General features: G+C 67.0%; 17 protein-coding genes. 8 read left to right on the forward strand and 9 right to left on the reverse strand.

Features of this window, described 5'->3' with window-relative positions:
• The first annotated feature begins 4 nt into the window (after window positions 1-4).
• Window positions 5-1,009, forward strand: coding sequence for a zinc-dependent alcohol dehydrogenase family protein (locus E6K79_11365; GenBank protein ID TMQ62850.1), 1,005 nt, complete (start codon window positions 5-7; stop codon window positions 1,007-1,009).
• A gap of 7 nt (window positions 1,010-1,016) precedes the next feature.
• Here the strand turns inward: E6K79_11365 and E6K79_11370 are convergent, their stop codons facing one another.
• From E6K79_11370 to E6K79_11400, 7 genes are read right to left on the reverse strand one after another with little or no spacing between them, the layout of a single operon-like run.
• The gene (locus E6K79_11370) at window positions 1,017-1,556 is read right to left on the reverse strand and encodes a hypothetical protein (GenBank protein TMQ62851.1); all 540 of its coding nucleotides are present in this window, start codon (window positions 1,554-1,556) and stop codon (window positions 1,017-1,019) included.
• Between the two features lie 11 nt (window positions 1,557-1,567).
• Complete coding sequence (locus E6K79_11375; GenBank protein ID TMQ62852.1) at window positions 1,568-2,119, reverse strand: hypothetical protein; 552 nt, start codon at window positions 2,117-2,119, stop codon at window positions 1,568-1,570.
• A 15-nt stretch (window positions 2,120-2,134) separates the two neighbouring features.
• Window positions 2,135-2,908 carry a CoA-transferase gene (locus E6K79_11380; GenBank protein TMQ62908.1) on the reverse strand — a complete coding sequence of 258 codons (774 nt, stop codon included), beginning with the start codon at window positions 2,906-2,908 and terminating at the stop codon, window positions 2,135-2,137.
• Between the two features lie 43 nt (window positions 2,909-2,951).
• Window positions 2,952-3,749 (reverse strand): enoyl-CoA hydratase/isomerase family protein, encoded by a 798-nt coding sequence (locus E6K79_11385; protein ID TMQ62909.1) that lies wholly within the window; start codon window positions 3,747-3,749, stop codon window positions 2,952-2,954.
• Window positions 3,750-3,807: 58 nt separating this feature from the next.
• On the reverse strand, window positions 3,808-4,620 hold the full coding sequence (locus E6K79_11390) for a hypothetical protein (GenBank protein ID TMQ62853.1): 813 nt from the start codon (window positions 4,618-4,620) through the stop codon (window positions 3,808-3,810).
• On the reverse strand, window positions 4,602-6,062 hold the full coding sequence (locus tag E6K79_11395) for an aldehyde dehydrogenase family protein (GenBank protein TMQ62910.1): 1,461 nt from the start codon (window positions 6,060-6,062) through the stop codon (window positions 4,602-4,604). The genes E6K79_11390 and E6K79_11395 overlap by 19 nt, the downstream gene beginning before the upstream one ends.
• A 31-nt stretch (window positions 6,063-6,093) precedes the next feature.
• Complete coding sequence (locus E6K79_11400; protein TMQ62854.1) at window positions 6,094-6,954, reverse strand: 3-hydroxyacyl-CoA dehydrogenase; 861 nt, start codon at window positions 6,952-6,954, stop codon at window positions 6,094-6,096.
• 71 nt (window positions 6,955-7,025) lie between these two features.
• On the opposite strand from E6K79_11400, the gene E6K79_11405 reads away from it, so the two are divergent.
• A complete protein-coding gene (locus E6K79_11405) occupies window positions 7,026-7,415 on the forward strand; it encodes a hypothetical protein (GenBank protein ID TMQ62855.1) in 390 nt (129 codons plus the stop codon).
• Window positions 7,416-7,485: 70 nt separating this feature from the next.
• Window positions 7,486-8,454, forward strand: a complete 969-nt coding sequence (locus E6K79_11410) for a hypothetical protein (GenBank protein TMQ62856.1) — start codon at window positions 7,486-7,488, stop codon at window positions 8,452-8,454.
• Between the two features lie 77 nt (window positions 8,455-8,531).
• On the opposite strand, the gene E6K79_11415 is transcribed toward E6K79_11410, so the two are convergent.
• On the reverse strand, window positions 8,532-9,098 hold the full coding sequence (locus E6K79_11415) for a dCTP deaminase (protein TMQ62857.1): 567 nt from the start codon (window positions 9,096-9,098) through the stop codon (window positions 8,532-8,534).
• A gap of 68 nt (window positions 9,099-9,166) precedes the next feature.
• Between E6K79_11415 and miaB the strand changes: the two genes are divergently transcribed.
• The 5 genes from miaB (at window position 9,167) to E6K79_11440 (ending at window position 17,289) form a co-directional block, all read left to right on the forward strand.
• On the forward strand, window positions 9,167-10,501 hold the full coding sequence (miaB, locus tag E6K79_11420; protein TMQ62858.1) for a tRNA (N6-isopentenyl adenosine(37)-C2)-methylthiotransferase MiaB: 1,335 nt from the start codon (window positions 9,167-9,169) through the stop codon (window positions 10,499-10,501).
• Between the two features lie 65 nt (window positions 10,502-10,566).
• Window positions 10,567-13,728 (forward strand): M1 family metallopeptidase, encoded by a 3,162-nt coding sequence (locus tag E6K79_11425; protein ID TMQ62859.1) that lies wholly within the window; start codon window positions 10,567-10,569, stop codon window positions 13,726-13,728.
• Between the two features lie 9 nt (window positions 13,729-13,737).
• On the forward strand, window positions 13,738-14,256 hold the full coding sequence (locus tag E6K79_11430) for a DoxX family protein (GenBank protein ID TMQ62860.1): 519 nt from the start codon (window positions 13,738-13,740) through the stop codon (window positions 14,254-14,256).
• A gap of 120 nt (window positions 14,257-14,376) precedes the next feature.
• Window positions 14,377-14,541, forward strand: coding sequence for a SelT/SelW/SelH family protein (locus E6K79_11435; GenBank protein ID TMQ62861.1), 165 nt, complete (start codon window positions 14,377-14,379; stop codon window positions 14,539-14,541).
• Window positions 14,542-14,550: 9 nt separating this feature from the next.
• Window positions 14,551-17,289, forward strand: a complete 2,739-nt coding sequence (locus E6K79_11440) for an insulinase family protein (GenBank protein TMQ62862.1) — start codon at window positions 14,551-14,553, stop codon at window positions 17,287-17,289.
• Here the strand turns inward: E6K79_11440 and E6K79_11445 are convergent.
• A complete protein-coding gene (locus E6K79_11445) occupies window positions 17,286-17,618 on the reverse strand; it encodes a hypothetical protein (GenBank protein ID TMQ62863.1) in 333 nt (110 codons plus the stop codon). The two genes, E6K79_11440 and E6K79_11445, sit on opposite strands and share 4 nt — an antisense overlap.
• Between the last annotated feature and the right edge of the window lie 76 nt (window positions 17,619-17,694).

A 17,694-nucleotide genomic window follows, 5' to 3' on the forward strand; every position in this document is an offset into this window, starting at 1 on the left:
GACCATGAAGGCCATGATCCTCGATCGCCCCGCCCCGATCTCATCCTCGCCCCTCGCCCTCCTCGAGACCGCCGAACCCCAGCCTGGTTCCGGTGAAGTTCGGGTCCGCGTCCGCGCCTGCGGGATCTGCCGGACCGACCTCCACGTGATCGAGGGAGATCTCCCCGCCAAACGCCTTCCGCTCATTCCCGGCCACCAGGTTGTCGGGATCGTCGACCGTGCCGGTCCAGGGGCGAAGCGATTTCGCGTCGGCGATCGGATCGGGATCGCGTGGCTGCGCCACGCTTGCGGGAAGTGCGCCTACTGCTCGGCTGGCAAGGAAAATCTCTGCGAGTCGTCGCTCTATACGGGCTACCACGCGAACGGCGGTTATGCCGAGTACGCCGTCGTACCCGAGGCGTTCGCGTACGCGATTCCGCCGGTATTCGCCGACGCGGAGGCGACGCCGCTCCTCTGCTCGGGAATCATCGGCTATCGGGCGCTCATGCGGGCGGAGGTCCCGCGAGGGGGGACGCTGGGAGTTTGGGGCTTCGGTTCGAGCGCTCACATTACGATCCAGATCGCGCTTGCGCGAGGTTGCCGCGTCTACGTCGCGACCCGGGGTGAGAAGCACCAAGCGCTGGCGCGCGAGATGGGTGCGACCTGGGTGGGCGGAGCGGCTGATCCCCTCCCGGTCAAGGTGGACGGCGGGATCCTCTTCGCCCCGGCGGGGGAGCTCGTGCCGGTGGCGCTACGATCGATCGAGAAGGGCGGCGCCCTTGCGGTCGCCGGGATCTGGCTCAGTCCGATCCCGGCGCTTGACTACGAGCGGGAGCTCTTCTACGAGCGGAATTTGCGGAGCGTGACGGCCAACACGCGCGCGGACGGAGAGGCGCTCCTCAAGGAAGCGGCCGCGATTTCACTCCGTCCGCGCGTCACGCCGTTCCCCCTGGCGGAAGCGAACCAGGGGCTGGACCAGCTCAAGCGTGACCAACTCAACGGAACCGGCGTGTTGGTCGTCGAATGTTGATCCTGTCCTATTTCCCGAAGTCGATGACCAGCGCCAGCACTCCGTTGTCCACGGTGAACGTGTAGGTGCCGGTGTCCGCGATCGCGTAGATCGTGAACTGGCCGTCGCCCTTGATCTCGTTGAGGAGAAGGGCCTTTCCGGCCGAGCTGAACAGCTTGGCCGATTCGTCCCAACCGACCTGCTTCGAGGCGCCGGCCGCGAGGTTGAACGGCCCCCAGAGCTTGGTTCCGCCGGCTGTCACCTGACCGGGCGTGAGGTAGGCCGTCGGGCCGGCGGTCATCCAGACTTCGACGCCGATGGCCGTGGCGCCGTTGTTCGTGACCTTCCCCAGGACGGCGACGTCGGACAACCCCTTTAGGTCATCCTTGTGGTCCTGATAATCGCTCTTGGTCGTGAGGTCGACATCTTCCCTCGTGACCACCGTATCCGTCGACGTGGTGAAATTTTCGAGGTTGAAATCGATCAGGAACTGTCCCGAGACCAGGACGCAGCCCGGGGCGGCGACCGCCAAGAGCAGCGCTGGGACGATCCAACGCAAGTTCTTCATGGCGCTCCTCCTCACTTGCCGCTCATCAGGTTGTAGTTGATCCCGATCGTCGCGCTCGCGAACTTCCGGGACGTGTCGCCGGTCACGATCATGTCGAGCCCGCCGCGCATCTGAACCGACATCTTGGGACCCGCGGGAACGCCGATGCCGAGCCCGAAGTTGTAACCGGTCTCCTTGATGTCGTCGCTGCCGGTCCGCGTCATCTTGTAGGAGCCGATGCCGGCGTACGGGTAGAACTTCAACCCGCCTCCGCCGACCGAGCCGAGGATCGCGGTCGCTCCGAACGCCTTCATGTCGAATCCGGTGCGCGTGTAGGAGAGGCCTCCGAACTTCTCGGTCACGTCGCCCAGGTTGGACGTGGCGTAGTACGGCTCGACAGTGATCAGCGGAATCAGATTGACCGGCGCCCGGACGCCGAACACGGATCCGTTTCCGGTGTCCTGCTGGATGAGGGCGATGTTGTAGCCGCCGTAAGGACCGATGCCGACCCCGGGTCCCGCGGCCTGGGCCGCCCCGGCGCCCACCGCGAGTGCGAGGAGTGCGAGTGCAAGTGCGCGCTTCATGTGTTCCCCCTTTCGTCAGTTGCTGCGAGGACGCGCGACTATATCTGAATCCCCCGAGCCCGTCCAGAAACCGTCAGGGTCGAGGCGCCGGAGCGCGCCGATCTCCTCCTCTGAGAACGGCTTGGTCATCCCGACGGGCTGCGCGATCCGCGGGGCCCATCCCATCCGGACGAGCAGGTGATCCACGCTCACCCCCTCGAAGAGCTCCGCCAGGTAGGCCTCTGCGATCTTGTGGTCGAAGCGGAAGACGGCGTGCGTCGTGATGATCGCGCTCGGCCCTCCCGGAGGAAGGCCGACGCGCTCGCGAAACCCCGGGCCGTCGCCCCGCCCGGGGGAGGTCCGGAAGTGGACCGCCTCGACGAGGCGCCGTTTCTCCTGGGGGACCAGCACCACCGTGCGGCGCGCCAGCGCCATGATGTCCGCGGCGCCGCCGCTCCCCGGGAGCCGCACCGGCCTCCCGGCGTCGTCCACCACTTCGGTGGAGTTCAGATTCCCGAACCGGTCCACTTCCGCCGCGCCGAGGAGCCCGAGATCGACGCGGCCCGCCTGCATCATGCCCATCACGTCGAGCGTCGATGTCGCGCTGGTCGCGCCGAGGATGTTCGGGGGATCGCCCATCGTGAAGAGGAGCTCGCGGGCCGCTTCCTCGCGGATCAGGCCGTTCTCGTAGAGGGCGACGGCGCCTGGGGCGTGGGTCGCCTTCGCGACCAGATAAGCGAGAAGGGGGAGACGCGTTCCGACGAACACGGTCTCCCCCTCCTGAATTTCACGGGCCGCCCGGAGCACCATCCGCTCGCGCGGGGCGAGGGTGGGCGTCACGCGCGCCCCGTTCCTACTTGCCGCTGAACTTCGCGGGGCGCTTCTCCACGTAGGCGGTGAGTCCCTCCTTGGCGTCCTCGCTCGTGAAGAGCTGCTGCTGGAGCTCACGCTCGATCGCCAGGGACTCGCTGAACGAAACTTCGAGGCCGGATTGGACGGCGCGCTTGATGCGGCCCACGGCCTTCGAGGCCTTGGCGGGCGGGAGGAACTGCCGCGCGTACTCCATCACCTTCGCGTCGAAGCTCTCCGCCTCGAAGATGTGGTTCACGAGGCCCATCGCGTGTGCGTCCTCGAACGCGAACGTCGCGCCGGTCGCCATGAGCTCGATCGAACGGGCCTTGCCGATCAAGCGCGCGAGGCGCTGCGTGCCGCCGGTGCCGGGGAGCACGCCGAGCGTGACCTCGGGGAGGCCGATCTTTCCCGCGTTCTTCTTGGCGAGCCGGATATCCGCAGCCATCGCGATCTCCAAGCCGCCGCCCACGCAGTGACCGTTGAGGGCCGCGATCACCAGCTTCGGCGTCTGCTCCAGGCGATTCAACGTCTCGTTCGCGTGGAGGCAGAAGAAGTACTTGAAGACCGGGTCCACGGTCTGGAGCATCTTGATGTTCGCGCCAGCGCAGAAGAACTTGTCTCCCGCGCCGCGCAGCAGGATGACGTGCACCTTCTCGTCGAAACGCGCCTTCAAGATCGCCTCGTCCAATGCGCGCATCATCTCGTAGGTGTACGTGTTGGCCGGCGGATCGTTCAGCTCGAGGACGGCGATGCCGCTCTCGACTCGGTAACGGCAGAGGTCGCTCGACGGTGGCGACATGGTCTCGGGGGTCACGGGTGGTACCTCCTTGCGTGTCGGGGTCATATCGGTCGTAGGGTCAACGCCCCTCGAATCGGGGCTCGCGCTTGGCGAGAAAGGCGGCGAATCCCTCGCGGGCATCCGAGGTGTTCCAGCATGTCTCCTGGGCCTCGATCTCCCGCGCGAGAGCTTGCTCGAGAGTATACCCGAGCGATCTACGGACGGAGCGCTTGATTTCGCCGATCGCGACCGCGGGTCCCCGCGCGAGGCGCTCGGCGAAGGCCAGCGTCTCGCGCATCAGCATGTCGGCCGGAAGCACCCGGCTCACGATCCCCAGGCGGTGCGCCTCCGAGGCTTCGATCAAGTCTCCGGTCCACATGGCCTCGAGCGCGCGGGAGGTCCCGATCATGCGCGGGAGCGCATGAAGCGCGCCCCAATCCGGGTGGAGGCCGATCCGGACGAAGCTCTGACCGAATTTGGCGTTCTCCGAGGCCCAGCGCACATCGCAGGCGAGCGCGAGGCTCATCCCGCCGCCCGCGGCCGCGCCGTTCACTGCGGCGATCACCGGCTTGTCGATCGCCTGGAGGGCGAGCGCGATCTCGCGTCCCGAGTCGACGAGCGCGCGAAAGTCCTCGAAGCGCCCGCCTTTCGACATGACCTCCTGCATGAACGTGATGTCGCCCCCGGCAGAGAAGGCCCGGCCCGCGCCCGTGATGACGATCGCGTGCACCCCCGAGAGGCCCGCCGCGCCCTCGACCGCGCCGCGCAGCTCGCGGCTCATCTCGACCGTGAGCGCGTTCAGGGAATCGGGGCGTTGGAGGGTGATGAGAGCGGTGGGGCCCTTCCGCTCGACGAGGATCTCCGACAAGGCTTCTAGCTCAAGTCGACCCAGACGCTCTTGGTCTGGGTGTAGAAGTCGAGCCCGGCCATCCCCGACTCGCGGCCGAAGCCGGAGGCTTTGTAGCCGCCGTACGGCGAGGCGGCGTCGTAGAGATTGAAGGTGTTGATCCAGACGGTCCCCGCGTGGAGGGCGCGCGCGGCGCGGTGGGCCTTCTTGATGTCGCGGGTCCAGACGGCCGCGGCGAGCCCGTAGGCGGAGTCGTTCGCCTGCGCGATCGCCGAATCGAAATCGTCGAACTCGATCACGGAGAGGACCGGCCCGAAGATCTCCTCGCGGGCGATCGTCATCGAATTACGGACGCCGTCGAAGATCGTCGGCTTCCAGAAATAACCCCGACCGTCGCCGATCTTGGCCGGCTCCCCGCCCAGCACGAGCTTCGCCCCTTCCTTCTTTCCGATCTCGACGTAACGTCCGATCTTGTCGATCTGGGTCTGGGACACCTGGGCCCCGAGCCGCGTCTTCGGATCCAGCGGGTCGCCCTGCACGAGCTTCTGGGAGCGCTCGACGACCTTCTCGAGGAGGGCTTGGTGTACGTCCTTCGCGACGAAGAGGCGCGAGCCGGCGGTGCAGACCTCGCCCTTGTTGTAGAAGATCGCGCTCATCGCGCCGCGACCGGCGGCCTCGAGGTCGGCGTCGTCGAACACGATGTTGGGCGACTTTCCGCCCAGCTCGAGGGAGACCTTCTTCAGCGTCTTCGCAGCGTTCTGCATGATGAGCTGGCCGGTGGTGGTCTCGCCGGTAAAGGCGATCCCCGCGACACCGGTATGCGCGACGAGGGCGGCGCCCGCGGTGGGGCCGAACCCGGGAACGACGTTCAGGACCCCGGGCGGAAGACCGGCTTCGAGCGCGAGCTCTCCCAGACGCAACGCTGTCAGCGGCGTCTCCTCGGCGGGCTTCAAGACGACGCAGTTGCCGGCGGCGAGCGCGGGCGCCACCTTCCGCGACGCGATCAGGAGCGGGAAATTCCAAGGGACGATGAGCCCCACGACGCCGAGCGGCTCGCGGAGGGTGTAGTTGAAGAAGGGGCCGCTCACCGGGATCGTGCTCCCCTCGAGCTTCGTGGCGGCGCCCGCGTTGTAGTAGAACACGTCGGCCGCGAGCGGGACGTCGATCTTGGTTGACTCGGTAATCGGCTTCCCGGTATCGAGCGTCTCGAGGCGGCCGACCTGCTCGACGTGCCTCATCAGGAGGTCGCCGAGGCGCCAGAGAATCTTCCCGCGATCGGCCGCGGACATCTTCCCCCACGGCCCGGCGAGCGCCTGCTTCGCGGCCTGAACCGCGAGGTCGATGTCGGCGGCGTCACCCTCGGCGATCTCGGCGATCGGCTCCGCCGTCGCCGGATTCAGCGTGCGGAAGCGCTTTCCCGAGACCGCCTCCCGCCACTCGGCGCCGATCAGGAGCTTGCCGCCGGACGCAAGCAGCGGGGCCGGCATCGTGTCGCTTGGATTCAAGAGATCCTCCGGGTCACTCCGGGTAGTCGTAGACGCCGCGGCCGACCTTGCGGCCCAGGCGCCCAGCCTTCACGTATTGCACGAGGAGCGGGGAAGGGCGGAACTTTTCGCCCAGGGTCCGCTGCAAATATTCCAGGATGCTGAGCCGCGTGTCCAGCCCGACGAGGTCGACCATCTCGAAGGGACCCATCGGGTGGTTGAGCCCGAGCTTAAGGGCTTTGTCGATGTCGCGGGCCGAAGCGACCCCCGACTCCAGCATCGCGAAGGCCTCGTTTCCGATCAGGGCGTTGATCCGTGACGTGACGAAGCCGGGGGACTCTCGCACGAGCACCGTTTCCTTCTTCATGGCGCGGGAGACCTCCTCCGCGATCGCCACCGTTTCATCGGTCGTCTCCAATCCCCGCACGAGCTCGATCAATCGCATGCGGTGGACCGGATTGAAGAAGTGCATGCCGAGGAATCGAGCGGGCCGGCCGCTCGTGGCCGCGAGCTCGGTGATGCTGAGCGACGACGTGTTCGTCGCGAGGACCGCGTCGGGCCCCAGATGCCGCGCGAGCTTCGCGTAGATGTCGGCCTTGAGCGCTACCGATTCCGGCGCCGCTTCCACGACGAGGTCGGATCCCTTCGCCGCGTCCGGCGTCTTGGCCCACGCGAGCCGCGCCGTCGCCGCTGAGGCCGCGGCCGCATCGATCTCGCCCTTCTCCTGCGCGCGCGCCAGGATCTTCGCGACCTCTTCCCGGGCCGACTGGGTCGCATTCTCGTCCGGCTCGATCACCCGCGTCTCGTATCCCGATCGTGCGGAGGCGAGGGCGATTCCGCGCCCCATGATCCCCGCGCCAATGACCGTCACCACCGAGACCTGCGATCTTGCCATTCCGCTGCCCTCCGCGTCTTGACCGGGGCAGGCCCTCGCGCCCCAGAATCCCCTAGGGTATCATGTCCCGAATGGCACTAACGCTGGCTCGCTGCATCTTGGCTGCGCTCCTGATCGCGGCCCATGTCCCCCTCCAGGCGCCCCGGGCAACGGCCCAGGGCCACGGCGGGCCGATGGCCTGCTGCGCTCCCAAGTCCTGCTGTATGGCGGGTCACGTCTGCACGATGGGCGGTGGGTGCTGGGGCGCCGACGCGACCCGGAGCGGGTCCGGACCCTGGATGATCGCGGGCGGCTGCCAAGACCAAACGGCGCAGGTCACGCCGGTTCAGCTCGATCCCACGGTGACGGCCCAGGTCATTGGCCTGGCGCCCGCTTCCTTCACGCGTCGCGCGTTTCCGGGTTTTGATGCGCGCGGCATCTCCCTCGTAGCCCGGCCTCTGGTTCCTCCTCCTCGCGCCTAGCGCGGCCTCCGCTTCGTTTCAAACTCGGAACACCGGCACCACGTTCATCACTCCAAGGAGGAATCACGCCATGTATCGGCGCCTGATGTTGCTTTGTGCCGCCGCGCTCGCGTTCGCGCTCCCCGCGGCCGCGCTCGCGAGCTGCGGCGCGGAGAATTGCCCGCTCGACCACGCGAGTAGGTGGTCGGAGGCGCCATTCTCATTTGACGTCTCGTATCAGTACATCGATCAGAACCAGCCTCGTGTCGGGAACGACGATGCTTCCGTGGGAGCGCTCCCTCGCCATCACGACGAGATCCGCACCTTGAACCGCGCCACGACCGGGCGGGCGTCGTACCGCTTCGCCGGCGCCTGGTCGGTTTCGGCGGCGCTCCCGTACATCGAGCGATTTCACGCGCACATCCACAACCACCTGGGCGCCCCCGAGTACGAGCGCTGGGAGTACAACGGGATCGGCGATCTGGAGGTCGACGGGCTGCGCGCGTTTGGAGGCGGCGAAGGCCGGAGCCGCTACTTCGCCACGGCCGGCGTCAAGATGCCGACCGGCGTCACGGACGTCCGGAACGAGGCGGGGGATCAGCCGGAGCCGGCGGCGAGGCCGGGTTCCGGCTCATGGGATTTCCTCGTCGGTGCCGGGTCCGAGTGGCGCGTGGGCGGGACGCGGGCCGACGACTCGGGGAGTATCCCGCTTCGGCTGAGCGTCACGGGCCGGTTGAACGGCCGCGGAACCGAGGAATACCGCATCGGCTCCCAGGTGCAGGCCCACCTGGCGAGCGAGCTTCCGATCGGGCGGACCGTCGCGGTGCTCGGGCAGGCCAACTTCCGCGTTAAAGGGAAGGACGATGTGGGCGCGAGCGGTTTGGAGGAGGAGGACACCGGGGGCTCGTGGCTCTATCTATCTCCGGGGCTCCGCGTCTCGACAGGCTCGCGCGCGTCGATCTATGGGCTCGTGCAGATTCCGGTCTATCAGCGCGTGAACGGAATCCAGCTCGTCTCCGATGCGAATCTGTACCTGGGAGTGACCGGAGGGATTTTCTAGCTCTTCGCGGTGCGGCGCCGGCGCTCGCATCTTGGGCGCCGGCGTCCGAGCGACACGCGCGAAAACGGGCCGGCCCTCTACGCCTTCGGCAGCGTGACGCCCTTCTGCCCCTGGTACTTTCCGCCCCGATCCTTGTAAGAAATTTTGCAGACCTCATCGGATTCGAAGAAGATCATTTGCGCGGCGCCCTCGTTTGCATAGATCTTCGCGGGCAGCGGCGTCGTATTGGAGAACTCCAAGGTCACGTGACCTTCCCACTCCGGCTCCAAGGGCGTTACGTTCAATATGATCCCACAACGCGCGTAAGTGCTTTTGCCCAAACAAATTACGAGCACGCTTCTTGGAATGCGGAAGTATTCGACCGTGCGCGCGAGGGCGAAGGAGTTCGGCGGGATGATGCACACGTCGGCGTGGACATCGACGAAGCTCTTCTCGTCGAACTTCTTGGGATCGACGACAGTCGAGTTGATGTTGGTGAAGACCTTGAACTCGCCGGCGCATCGCACGTCGTAGCCGTAGCTCGAGGTGCCGTAGGAGACGATCCGTTTATCGTCCGCGCCCCGGACCTGAGTGGGCTCGAACGGCTCGATCATTCTCTTCTCGGCGGCCATCCGGCAGATCCAGTTGTCGGACTTGATACTCATGATGGCGGCGATAGTAGCAGATCGAACCCCTTCCGCGCTCCGAGGCCCGGCCAGTATAATCACCCGCCATGGCGCGTCGGATCTACATCGAGACCTACGGCTGCCAGATGAACGTGGCCGACTCCGAGCTGATGCTCGGTCAATTCCGCGCCGCGGGCTACGAGCGGGTCGATCAGCCCGCCGAAGCCGACGTGATCCTCGTCAACACCTGTGCCATCCGCGAGCATGCCGAGCAACGCATCTACGGGCGCCTGGGCGAGCTGAGCCGGCACAAGCATCGCCGCCCCGGAGTCGTCCTCGGCGTCGCGGGGTGCATGGCCCAGCACTTGAAGGGACGTCTCCTCGAGCGCGTGTCGCAGCTCGACTTGGTTGTAGGCCCGGACGCGTACCGCGACCTTCCCCTTCTCATCGATCAGGCGCGCGAGGAGCCGACCCTGGCCACGCGTCTGAGTCGGGATGAGACCTACGCCGATCTCGCTCCCGCCCGTGCCGACGGAGTCCGCGCCTGGATCAGCATCATGCGCGGGTGCGACAAGTTCTGCGCCTTCTGCATCGTTCCATACGTGCGCGGGCGCGAGCGAAGCCTCCCCGTCGAGGACGTGATCAAGCAGATCGAGCACGCCGCCGCGGAGGGGTTCAAGGAAATCGTTCTTCTCGGGCAGACCGTCAACGCCTATCGCGACGGAGACGTCGACTTCGCCGAGCTCCTGCGCCGCGCCGACCGAATCCCCGGAATCGAGCGCATCCGCTTCACCTCGCCACACCCCGCCGACATGACCGACGCGGCGGTCGAGGCGATCGCGACCTGCGCCAAGGTCTGCCCTCAAGTGCATCTACCGCTCCAATCGGGCTCCGACTCGGTGCTCGATCGGATGCGCCGGATCTACACGATCGCCCAGTACGATACGCTGGTCGGCAAGCTGCGCGCCGCGATCCCTGGACTCGCGCTCACGACCGACATCATCGTCGGCTTCCCGGGCGAGACGGTCGAGGACTTCGAGACGACGCGGAACGTGATGCGCCGGATCCGCTACGACGCGGCGTTCGTCTTCAAGTACTCGCCGCGGCCGGGGGCGCGCTCCGCGGAGTGGCCGGAGACGGTGGACGAGGAGGAGAAGGCGCGCCGCATCTCGACCCTGATCGACGAGCAGAAGGAAACTTCGCTCGAGATCAACGCCGCTGCCGTCGGGAGCGAGGTGGAGGTGCTGGTCGAGGGACCCGCGAGGCGGGATCCCGTACAGTGGTTCGGGAAGACGCTCCAATTCAAGACGGCGGTCTTTCCGCACCGCGACGAAAAGGTCGGCGACACCTTCCGCATGCGTGTGGCCGCGGTTTCTCCCTACACCCTGTTCGGAGACGGGGTCCCCGCGGCGGCTCGCATCGTGGAGGACGTGACGGTCTGAAGACCGGCGTTGTTTTCTTCGCCGCGCTCGGTCTTGCGGTAGCCCTCCCGGCGCAGGCCGCGGTGGTGACCGCGCCCGGACTCCATTACACGATCGACGTTCGGCTCGACACCGGGCGTAACCGGCTCGACGGCTGGACCACGATCCGGTATCGAAGCGGCGCCGACAGCGCCCTCCCCGCGATTCATTTCCACGCCTATCCCAACGCGTTCTCGGGCCCGCGGACGATCTACGCGCGGGAGGGGGAACGCCAGGCGGAGAAATACGACATCCGCTTCGCGCGACCTTCCGAGCGCGGCTGGATGACGATCGACTCGGTCACCGCCGACGGCGCTCCGGCGCGGATCGTCATGAACGAGACGCTCGCGCGCGTCGATCTCCCTCATCCGCTCGCTCCCGGCGACTCCGTCGCGCTCCGGCTCCACTTCACGGTTCAGATCCCCAAGCAATTCGACCGCTTCGGCCACACCGGAAACGCGTACTCGATCGCCCAGTGGTACCCCAAGGTCGTGGTCTACGACGACCTGGGGTGGCACCTGGACCCGTTCCACTTCATGTCGGAGTTCTACGGCGAGTACGCGACGTACGACGTCACGGTCACGCTGCCGGATCGCCTCTGGGTCGGCGCCACCGGTGTTCCTTGCGGAGCCGAGGGCGGCGACAACGAAATCCCGCGATTCCCGGCCGAAACGCCTCGCGACAGCGTCACGGTGTCGATGGGGGTAGTGCTCGCGGATTCGTTGGCAGGCCGGTGGCCCGCGGGGACGCTGGACGTGGAAACAGATCTCGAGCTGCCGCACGGCTCGCCGCCGGTCACGATCGCGGTGCCGCGCCAAGGACACGCGACGCTCCGGGTTCCGCGGGGCTCGCCGGTCCACTACTCGTATCATTGGAAAGACGCGAAGGGGGTCGCTCTCGAGGAAGCCGACGCGGCGGGGAGACCGGGGCCCCTTCGACTGATCCTCGCGGCCCGCGACCTCGCGGTCCAAGACACGCTTCGCGCGCTCGCGGCGAAAGCCGGACCGCGCGACACGATCCTCCCTTCGCTCAAGACGCTCCGGTTCCGGGCGGAGCGCGTTCACGACTTTGCCTGGGTCGCGTGTCCCGACTACGTGGGGAGCGACACGACGTGGGCCGGCATCGAGGTCAGCGCGCTCGTGTTCCGGGAGGACGCCGCGAAGTGGCGCGAGATCAAGGCCCAGACGGTCGACGCGCTGCGGCACCACACGAGAGTCGTGGGGCCCTACGTGTGGCCCCGATTCACCGCGACGGAGGCCTTCTGCGGCGGGGGCGCGATGGAGTACCCGATGCTGGTCATGGACGAGCCGGCCATGAACTCGGGGCTCGTCCGCAGTCTGGACGACACGAACGCGCACGAGGTGGGGCACGAATGGTTCTACGGCATGCTCGGCAGTGACGAGCGCGCTCACCCGTGGATGGACGAGGGTTTCACGCAGTACATCGAGCACGACTACACCGATGCCAAGTATCCCCACGGTCTGTTCCGTCATGTCGATCGGTTCCCGTGGGTGGGCCGGATCTCGGCCTTGGATTTGGACGAGCAGTCCTACCTCGCGCGTGCTTGGGCCAGGGACGAGCGGCCCATCGCGACGCCCGCGGACGGACATCCCGGCTATCCCACGTACGGAGTGGCCGCTTATTCCAAGCCGGCGAGCATGCTCCACACGCTACGCGGGATGGTCGGCGATTCGCTCTTCACGGAGTTCCTCCACCTCTACTATCGACGCAATCTTCTGCGCCATCCGCGGCCGCCGGACGTCATCCGCGCCGCCGACGGCGCGACGGGGCAGGACCTGGCGCCGTTTTTCCGCTCGTGGGTCGAGACGATCGATCGCCCGAGCTTCGCGCTTGGCGCGATCCGCCGGGAGCGGGCGGGAGCGGACTATCGAACTTCGGTCGTCGTGGTCCGGAAGGAGGCGATGGTTCTGCCGGTGACCGTAGAGGCAACGTTCGCCGACGGAACGCGGCAGGAGCGCCGCATCCTGGCGCGGGACCGTAGGACGCCGGCGGTTTTTGAGAGCCGGTCGCCGCTCCGAAGCGCGCGGCTCGATCCGCGCCACGAGATCATCGAGATGGACCGGCTCGACAACGGCAGCGGCACGCTCCCGCCGATGCGATTTCATTTCCTCACGGGGTTCCCGTCCGCGGAAGCAATCGGGGTCTCGTATGGGCCCACGATCTGGCACGGGGACGAGGAGGGGCTTCGCTTGGGCGGCTGGATGGACGGGCGCTATCTGCCTTCAGGGGACTTCCCATGCGGAATCTATGGTTTCGATGGCGGGCTCTCGTACGGCGCGCGAGACGGCTCGGTCGCCTACCGTGCCGGCCTTTGGGGACGAGCCGGCGTCCTGGGAGCACGGAGCCGTCTTCGGACGCTCATCGCCCGCGATGAGGGGCTCTTCCGGGCGGGTCTGCACGCGGAGAACACCGCGATGGCGCCGGCGCGGCGCCACCCGTACCGGTCGTGGAAGCTGTCGGCCGAGTACCGCGATCGAAGCGAGTTGAGGGCCGTGGACCCACAATACTGGTCGAGTGGAAAAACGTGGAACGGGGGGCTGGCGCTCGGCCTCGAGACGATCGGACCGCGGCACAGCGAAAGTGTTCAGATCGAGTATCGACGCGGAATTTCAGTGGGCGCCGATCAGCATCACCCTCTGTCGACCTGGAACTACAACTGGCTTCGGCTGACCGCGAACCAGAACCTGAGCCCGCTCCCCGGTGGGCTCAAGGCGTCGTGGAGGATCGCGGCCGGCACCGCCTTCAACCAAGCGCCAAGCGAGCTTCAGTTCGACATCGCCGAGGAGAGCCGGCTCGACGCGCTCGATCGCTTCTACGCCAACGATCGAGGCCCGCTCCGCGAGTCCGACCACTTCCTCGTTCCGGGAGGCGGTGGGGCGCGCGGCTACTCGGGCCGGGCAATCCTAGGGAAGCGCCTCCTCGCCGCCACCCTCGAGATCGAGCACGCGGAGTACCCCGTGTACCTGTTCAGCGACGCAGGCCGGGTGGAAGGTCCCATCGCTTCGCCCGCTGGTCGGGCGCACTCTGGCCGACGCCGGCGTGGGCGTCCGATACGGGCCGATCGACGTGGCGTTTCCTGTCTGGGTCGGCAGCCCCGCATCCGAGGAGAGTTCCTGGCATGTCCGGTGGCGATTCTCGGTCGGGACGGTCCATCTCCCCACGCCGTAGCCATTCGCGGATCGATGTGATACCCCTAGATGCCGGTCGGGTTAGGGTTGCCGGTCCGGGCTACGTCGAGCTCTCGGATGGAGCTGGCATCGATGAGATGGATCTTCTCCACCACGGGCACATTCTGGCAGGTCCCGCTCCGGCTTTGCCTCGCGTACGTTTTCTGGATGCACGGTGCGCAGAAGGTCCTCGGGATGTACCACGGTCCGGGTCTCCATGGATTCGTCGGGTACCTCGCTGGGTCCGGCGTGCCCGCCTCCCTTGCCTACCTCGCGGCCTTTTCGGAGTTCCTCGGGGCATTTGGGATGCTGTTCGGCTTCCTCACGCGGATCGCGGCGCTCGGCCTCATGGCCAACATGGCCTACGCAACCGTTGCCGTCCACGCGAAGTGGGGCTTCTTCATGAATTGGGGCGGCGACCCGACGCGGGGGCACGGATACGAATACCCAATGACCCTGTTCTGCATGGCGCTGGCGCTTTTCATCGGCGGCGGCGGCAACCTTTCCATCGATCGGATGATCGCACCCAAAGAGAAGCGCCCAGGTTGACAGGTCGCGGGGACGGGCGGAGAATCGATTCGTCCCCACCACCCATTCCCCACGAGGTGCCCCATGAAAGTCGAGATCCGCTATTGCGAGATGTGAGACTACAAGCCGAGGGCTGCCAGTTTGGCGGCCGAGCTGAAGCAGAACTTCGGAGCTGAGTCGACGCTCGTTCCCGGAGGCGGAGGAGTCTTCGACGTCTCCGTCGACGGCAAGATCATCTTCTCCAAGAAGTCGGTGGGACGGTTCCCCGAGCCCGGGGAGATCGTCGGGATGCTTCAGAAGAAATAGGGGGGTACCATGAGGTCGCTGATCCGTCTGCTCACGCCCTTAGCGCTTGCGGGCGCGATCGGCGCACTCCTGCTCGCCTCCCCCGCCGTCGCCGGCCCCCGTCCGCTCGCGCCGAGCGCCGGCCCCGCCAGCGCCACCGCCGCGGCGATCTCCACTCCGGCCGCGCCGGTCCACGAGGAAATCCTGCCCAATGGGCTCCAGGTCCTCCTGGTCGAGGATCACTCGAAGCCGCTGGTCGGAGTCTGCATCTTCGTGAAGGGGGGAAGTCGCACGGAGCCTCCCAGCCTCTCCGGCCTCAGCCACTACTACGAGCATCTGATTTTCCGGGGCGGCTCCACGAAGCAGGCGGAGCTGGAATTCCGCCGGGAGATGCAGCGGATCGGGGAGGAGAGCGGCGGCTACACGACGAACGACTACACCTGCTACGGGTTCACGTCGCCGATCCAGAACCTCGATGAAGCCCTCTGGCGGTCGGTCGACGCGTGGATGGGTCTCAAGTTGACCCAGCCCAAGGTCGCGAAAGAGCGGCAGGTCGTGATGGAGGAATACAACCAGGGCGAGGACCGCCCCGACTACAAGGTCTACTACCAGATCGAGCGGCTCATGTTCCGCGACCATCCGTACAAGCGGGACACGATCGGGCTTAAAGAGGTCATCGAGCACGCTTCGCTCCAGACGTTCCGCACCTTCTACGAGGAGCGATACGTCCCGAACCAGATGATCCTCGCCGCGGTGGGCGATTTCAAAACCGCCGAGATGAGCGAGAAGCTGCGCCGCGCCTTCGCGCCATACAAGCGGGGCCAGGATGACTTCGAGCTGGGACTGACCGAAGGGCCGCAGCGCGAGTTCCGCATGGGTGTCGAATCGATGAAGACGCCGAATACCTGGACCCACCTCGGCTTCCACGTTCCGCCCTACTCCGATCCGGACGCGCCCGCGCTGACCGTTCTCGCCGCCGTCCTCGGGCAGGGAACCTCGTCGCGGCTCTATCGCGCGCTCAAGGACAAGGTGAACCTGGTCTCGAGCGTCAGCGCGGACTTCGAGGTGCGCCGCGATCCTGGGATGTTCCTGGTCACCGCCGAGATGCCACCCGAGTCGGAATCGCGCGTGTTCGGGATCGTGCGGGACGAGCTGCACCGCATCGCGACCGAGCCGGTCGGGGCGGCGGAGCTTTCGCGGGTGAAGTCATCGCTCCTCCACGACTACGCGTTCGACGCCCAGACCGTCTTCGACCGCGCGGAGCGGCTCTGCCTCTTCGGCGTGATGTCGGATGTCTCGCTCGAAGCGCTCTGGCCGAAGCTTTTGGATAGCGTCACGGCGGAGGATCTCCAGCGGGTCGCCGCACGCTACCTTGCCGCCGATCTCGCTTCCTACTCGGTCGTGAGGCCGGAAGGCACGACCGGCCCGAAGCCGGAGGAGATCGAGGCGATGCTCCCGCCGTGGCGGACCGGATGGCCGGCCGTGGCCGCGTCCCAAGGTCCGAGCGTAGGGCCCGTCCGCCGCGAGGTGCTCTCGAACGGCCTCACGCTCATTCTCAAGGAGGATCACGCGACGCCGGTCGTCGCCGTGTCGACCGTCGCGCGCGGCGGCCAGTGGATCGAGCCGGAGGGACTCGGTGGCGTCTCCAACATGGCGGCCACGCTCTTGAGCCGCGGCGCGGGCTCGATGTCGGCGCAGGACATCTCCAGTCGGGCCGACGCCCTCGGCATGCGCCTCACGACCAGCGGCGCGGCCGACTACGCGGTGATCGCGTGGCAGGCGCCCGCCTCCAATTTCGAGAAGGCGTGGGAGATCTATCGGGACGTCACGATCCACCCGACCTTCCCCGCTTCCGAGGTCGTAAAGGTCCGCGAGGACTTGACCCGTCAGGTGAAGAGCCTCGGCGACCGGCCGTTCGAGCTCACGAACCTCGAGTTCGCGAAGGTGCTCTACAAGCATTCACCTTACCGGCGCCTCGTGATCGGGGAGGAAGCTTCGCTCGCGAAAATCCAGACGCCGGACCTCCGGAAGGCGTATGAAACCATGTTCTGCGGCTCCAACATGGTCGTGGCGATCGTCGGCGATTTCGACGCGGACCGAGCGCTGGAGCTGGCCCGCGGCTCCTTCTCGACGCTGCGGCGCGGCGCCGCGGTCTCGGTGGGCGACGTGCGGGACGAGCCGGCCCAAGAGAAGCGGCCGAGCTTGATCGACAAGGAGCAGGAGCAGGTGACCTACAACACAGGCTGGCTCGCGTGCTCCGTGCGCGACCCCGACTACGTGCCCCTCCGCCTCGCGACGGCGCTGATCGGCGACAAGGTGTTCTTCAAGTACGTCTACGAGAAGGGCGTCGCCTACCGCTCCTGGTTCTACATGGCCGATCGGATGGGGCAATCCTCCGCCCAGAACGAAATGGGCGTCACGCCCGCTAATTTCGCGATGGCTTCGACGGGGGTGCTTCGGGACATCGACGAGACGTTCCGGGCGGGGCTCCCCGAGGCAGAGCTGAAGCGCTCCGCGGACAAGCTGCTCTCCCGCTGGTATCTCGGGGCGCAGCGATCGGATCAGGTCGCCGCGCGGCTCTGCTACTTCGAGAGCGCGGGCCTCGGATATCAATACGCGGACCGCTACCCGGATCTGGTGCGGAAGACGACCTCGCGCGAGGTGCTGGACGTCGCGAGGAAGTATTTCAAGCCCGGCTCGTGGACGCGCGTCGCGGTCGGGAAGGAGCCGGCAAAGGCGGCCGGGTCCTCCTCGGCGCCCTCGCGCTAGGTCTTAGACTTCACCGCCGCGGTCGCGAGACCGCAGCCGACCCCCACGACCGCTCCGAGGGGAAGCGTCATCGCCCAGGAATGGCTGGGGAGTCCGGCTAGCGCGCCGAGGGCGAGTCCGATCAGGCCCGACAAGAGGCCGCCGCGCCAGAGCGGCGTGTTCCCGCGCGTCACGTAGGCGGCGAGAACGCCGTTGATGATCCCCTGCGAGGCGCGGCCGAGGATCGTCGTGAAGACGTCCATCGCCTTGGGATCACCCCAGGCGCTCCAGACGCCGTGTAGCGCCCCCAGAACGATGCCGGCAAGAACCCCCGCCGTGACCTTGCTCATCGGGCCGCAATATAACCGCGCTTCGCCGGGCCGGAAAGCCCGAAAATCCCGTCCAGATCGCCCTCCCCGGAGCCGA

The organism is Candidatus Eisenbacteria bacterium (genome assembly GCA_005893305.1).
GTDB lineage: Bacteria > Eisenbacteria > RBG-16-71-46 > SZUA-252 > SZUA-252 > WS-9.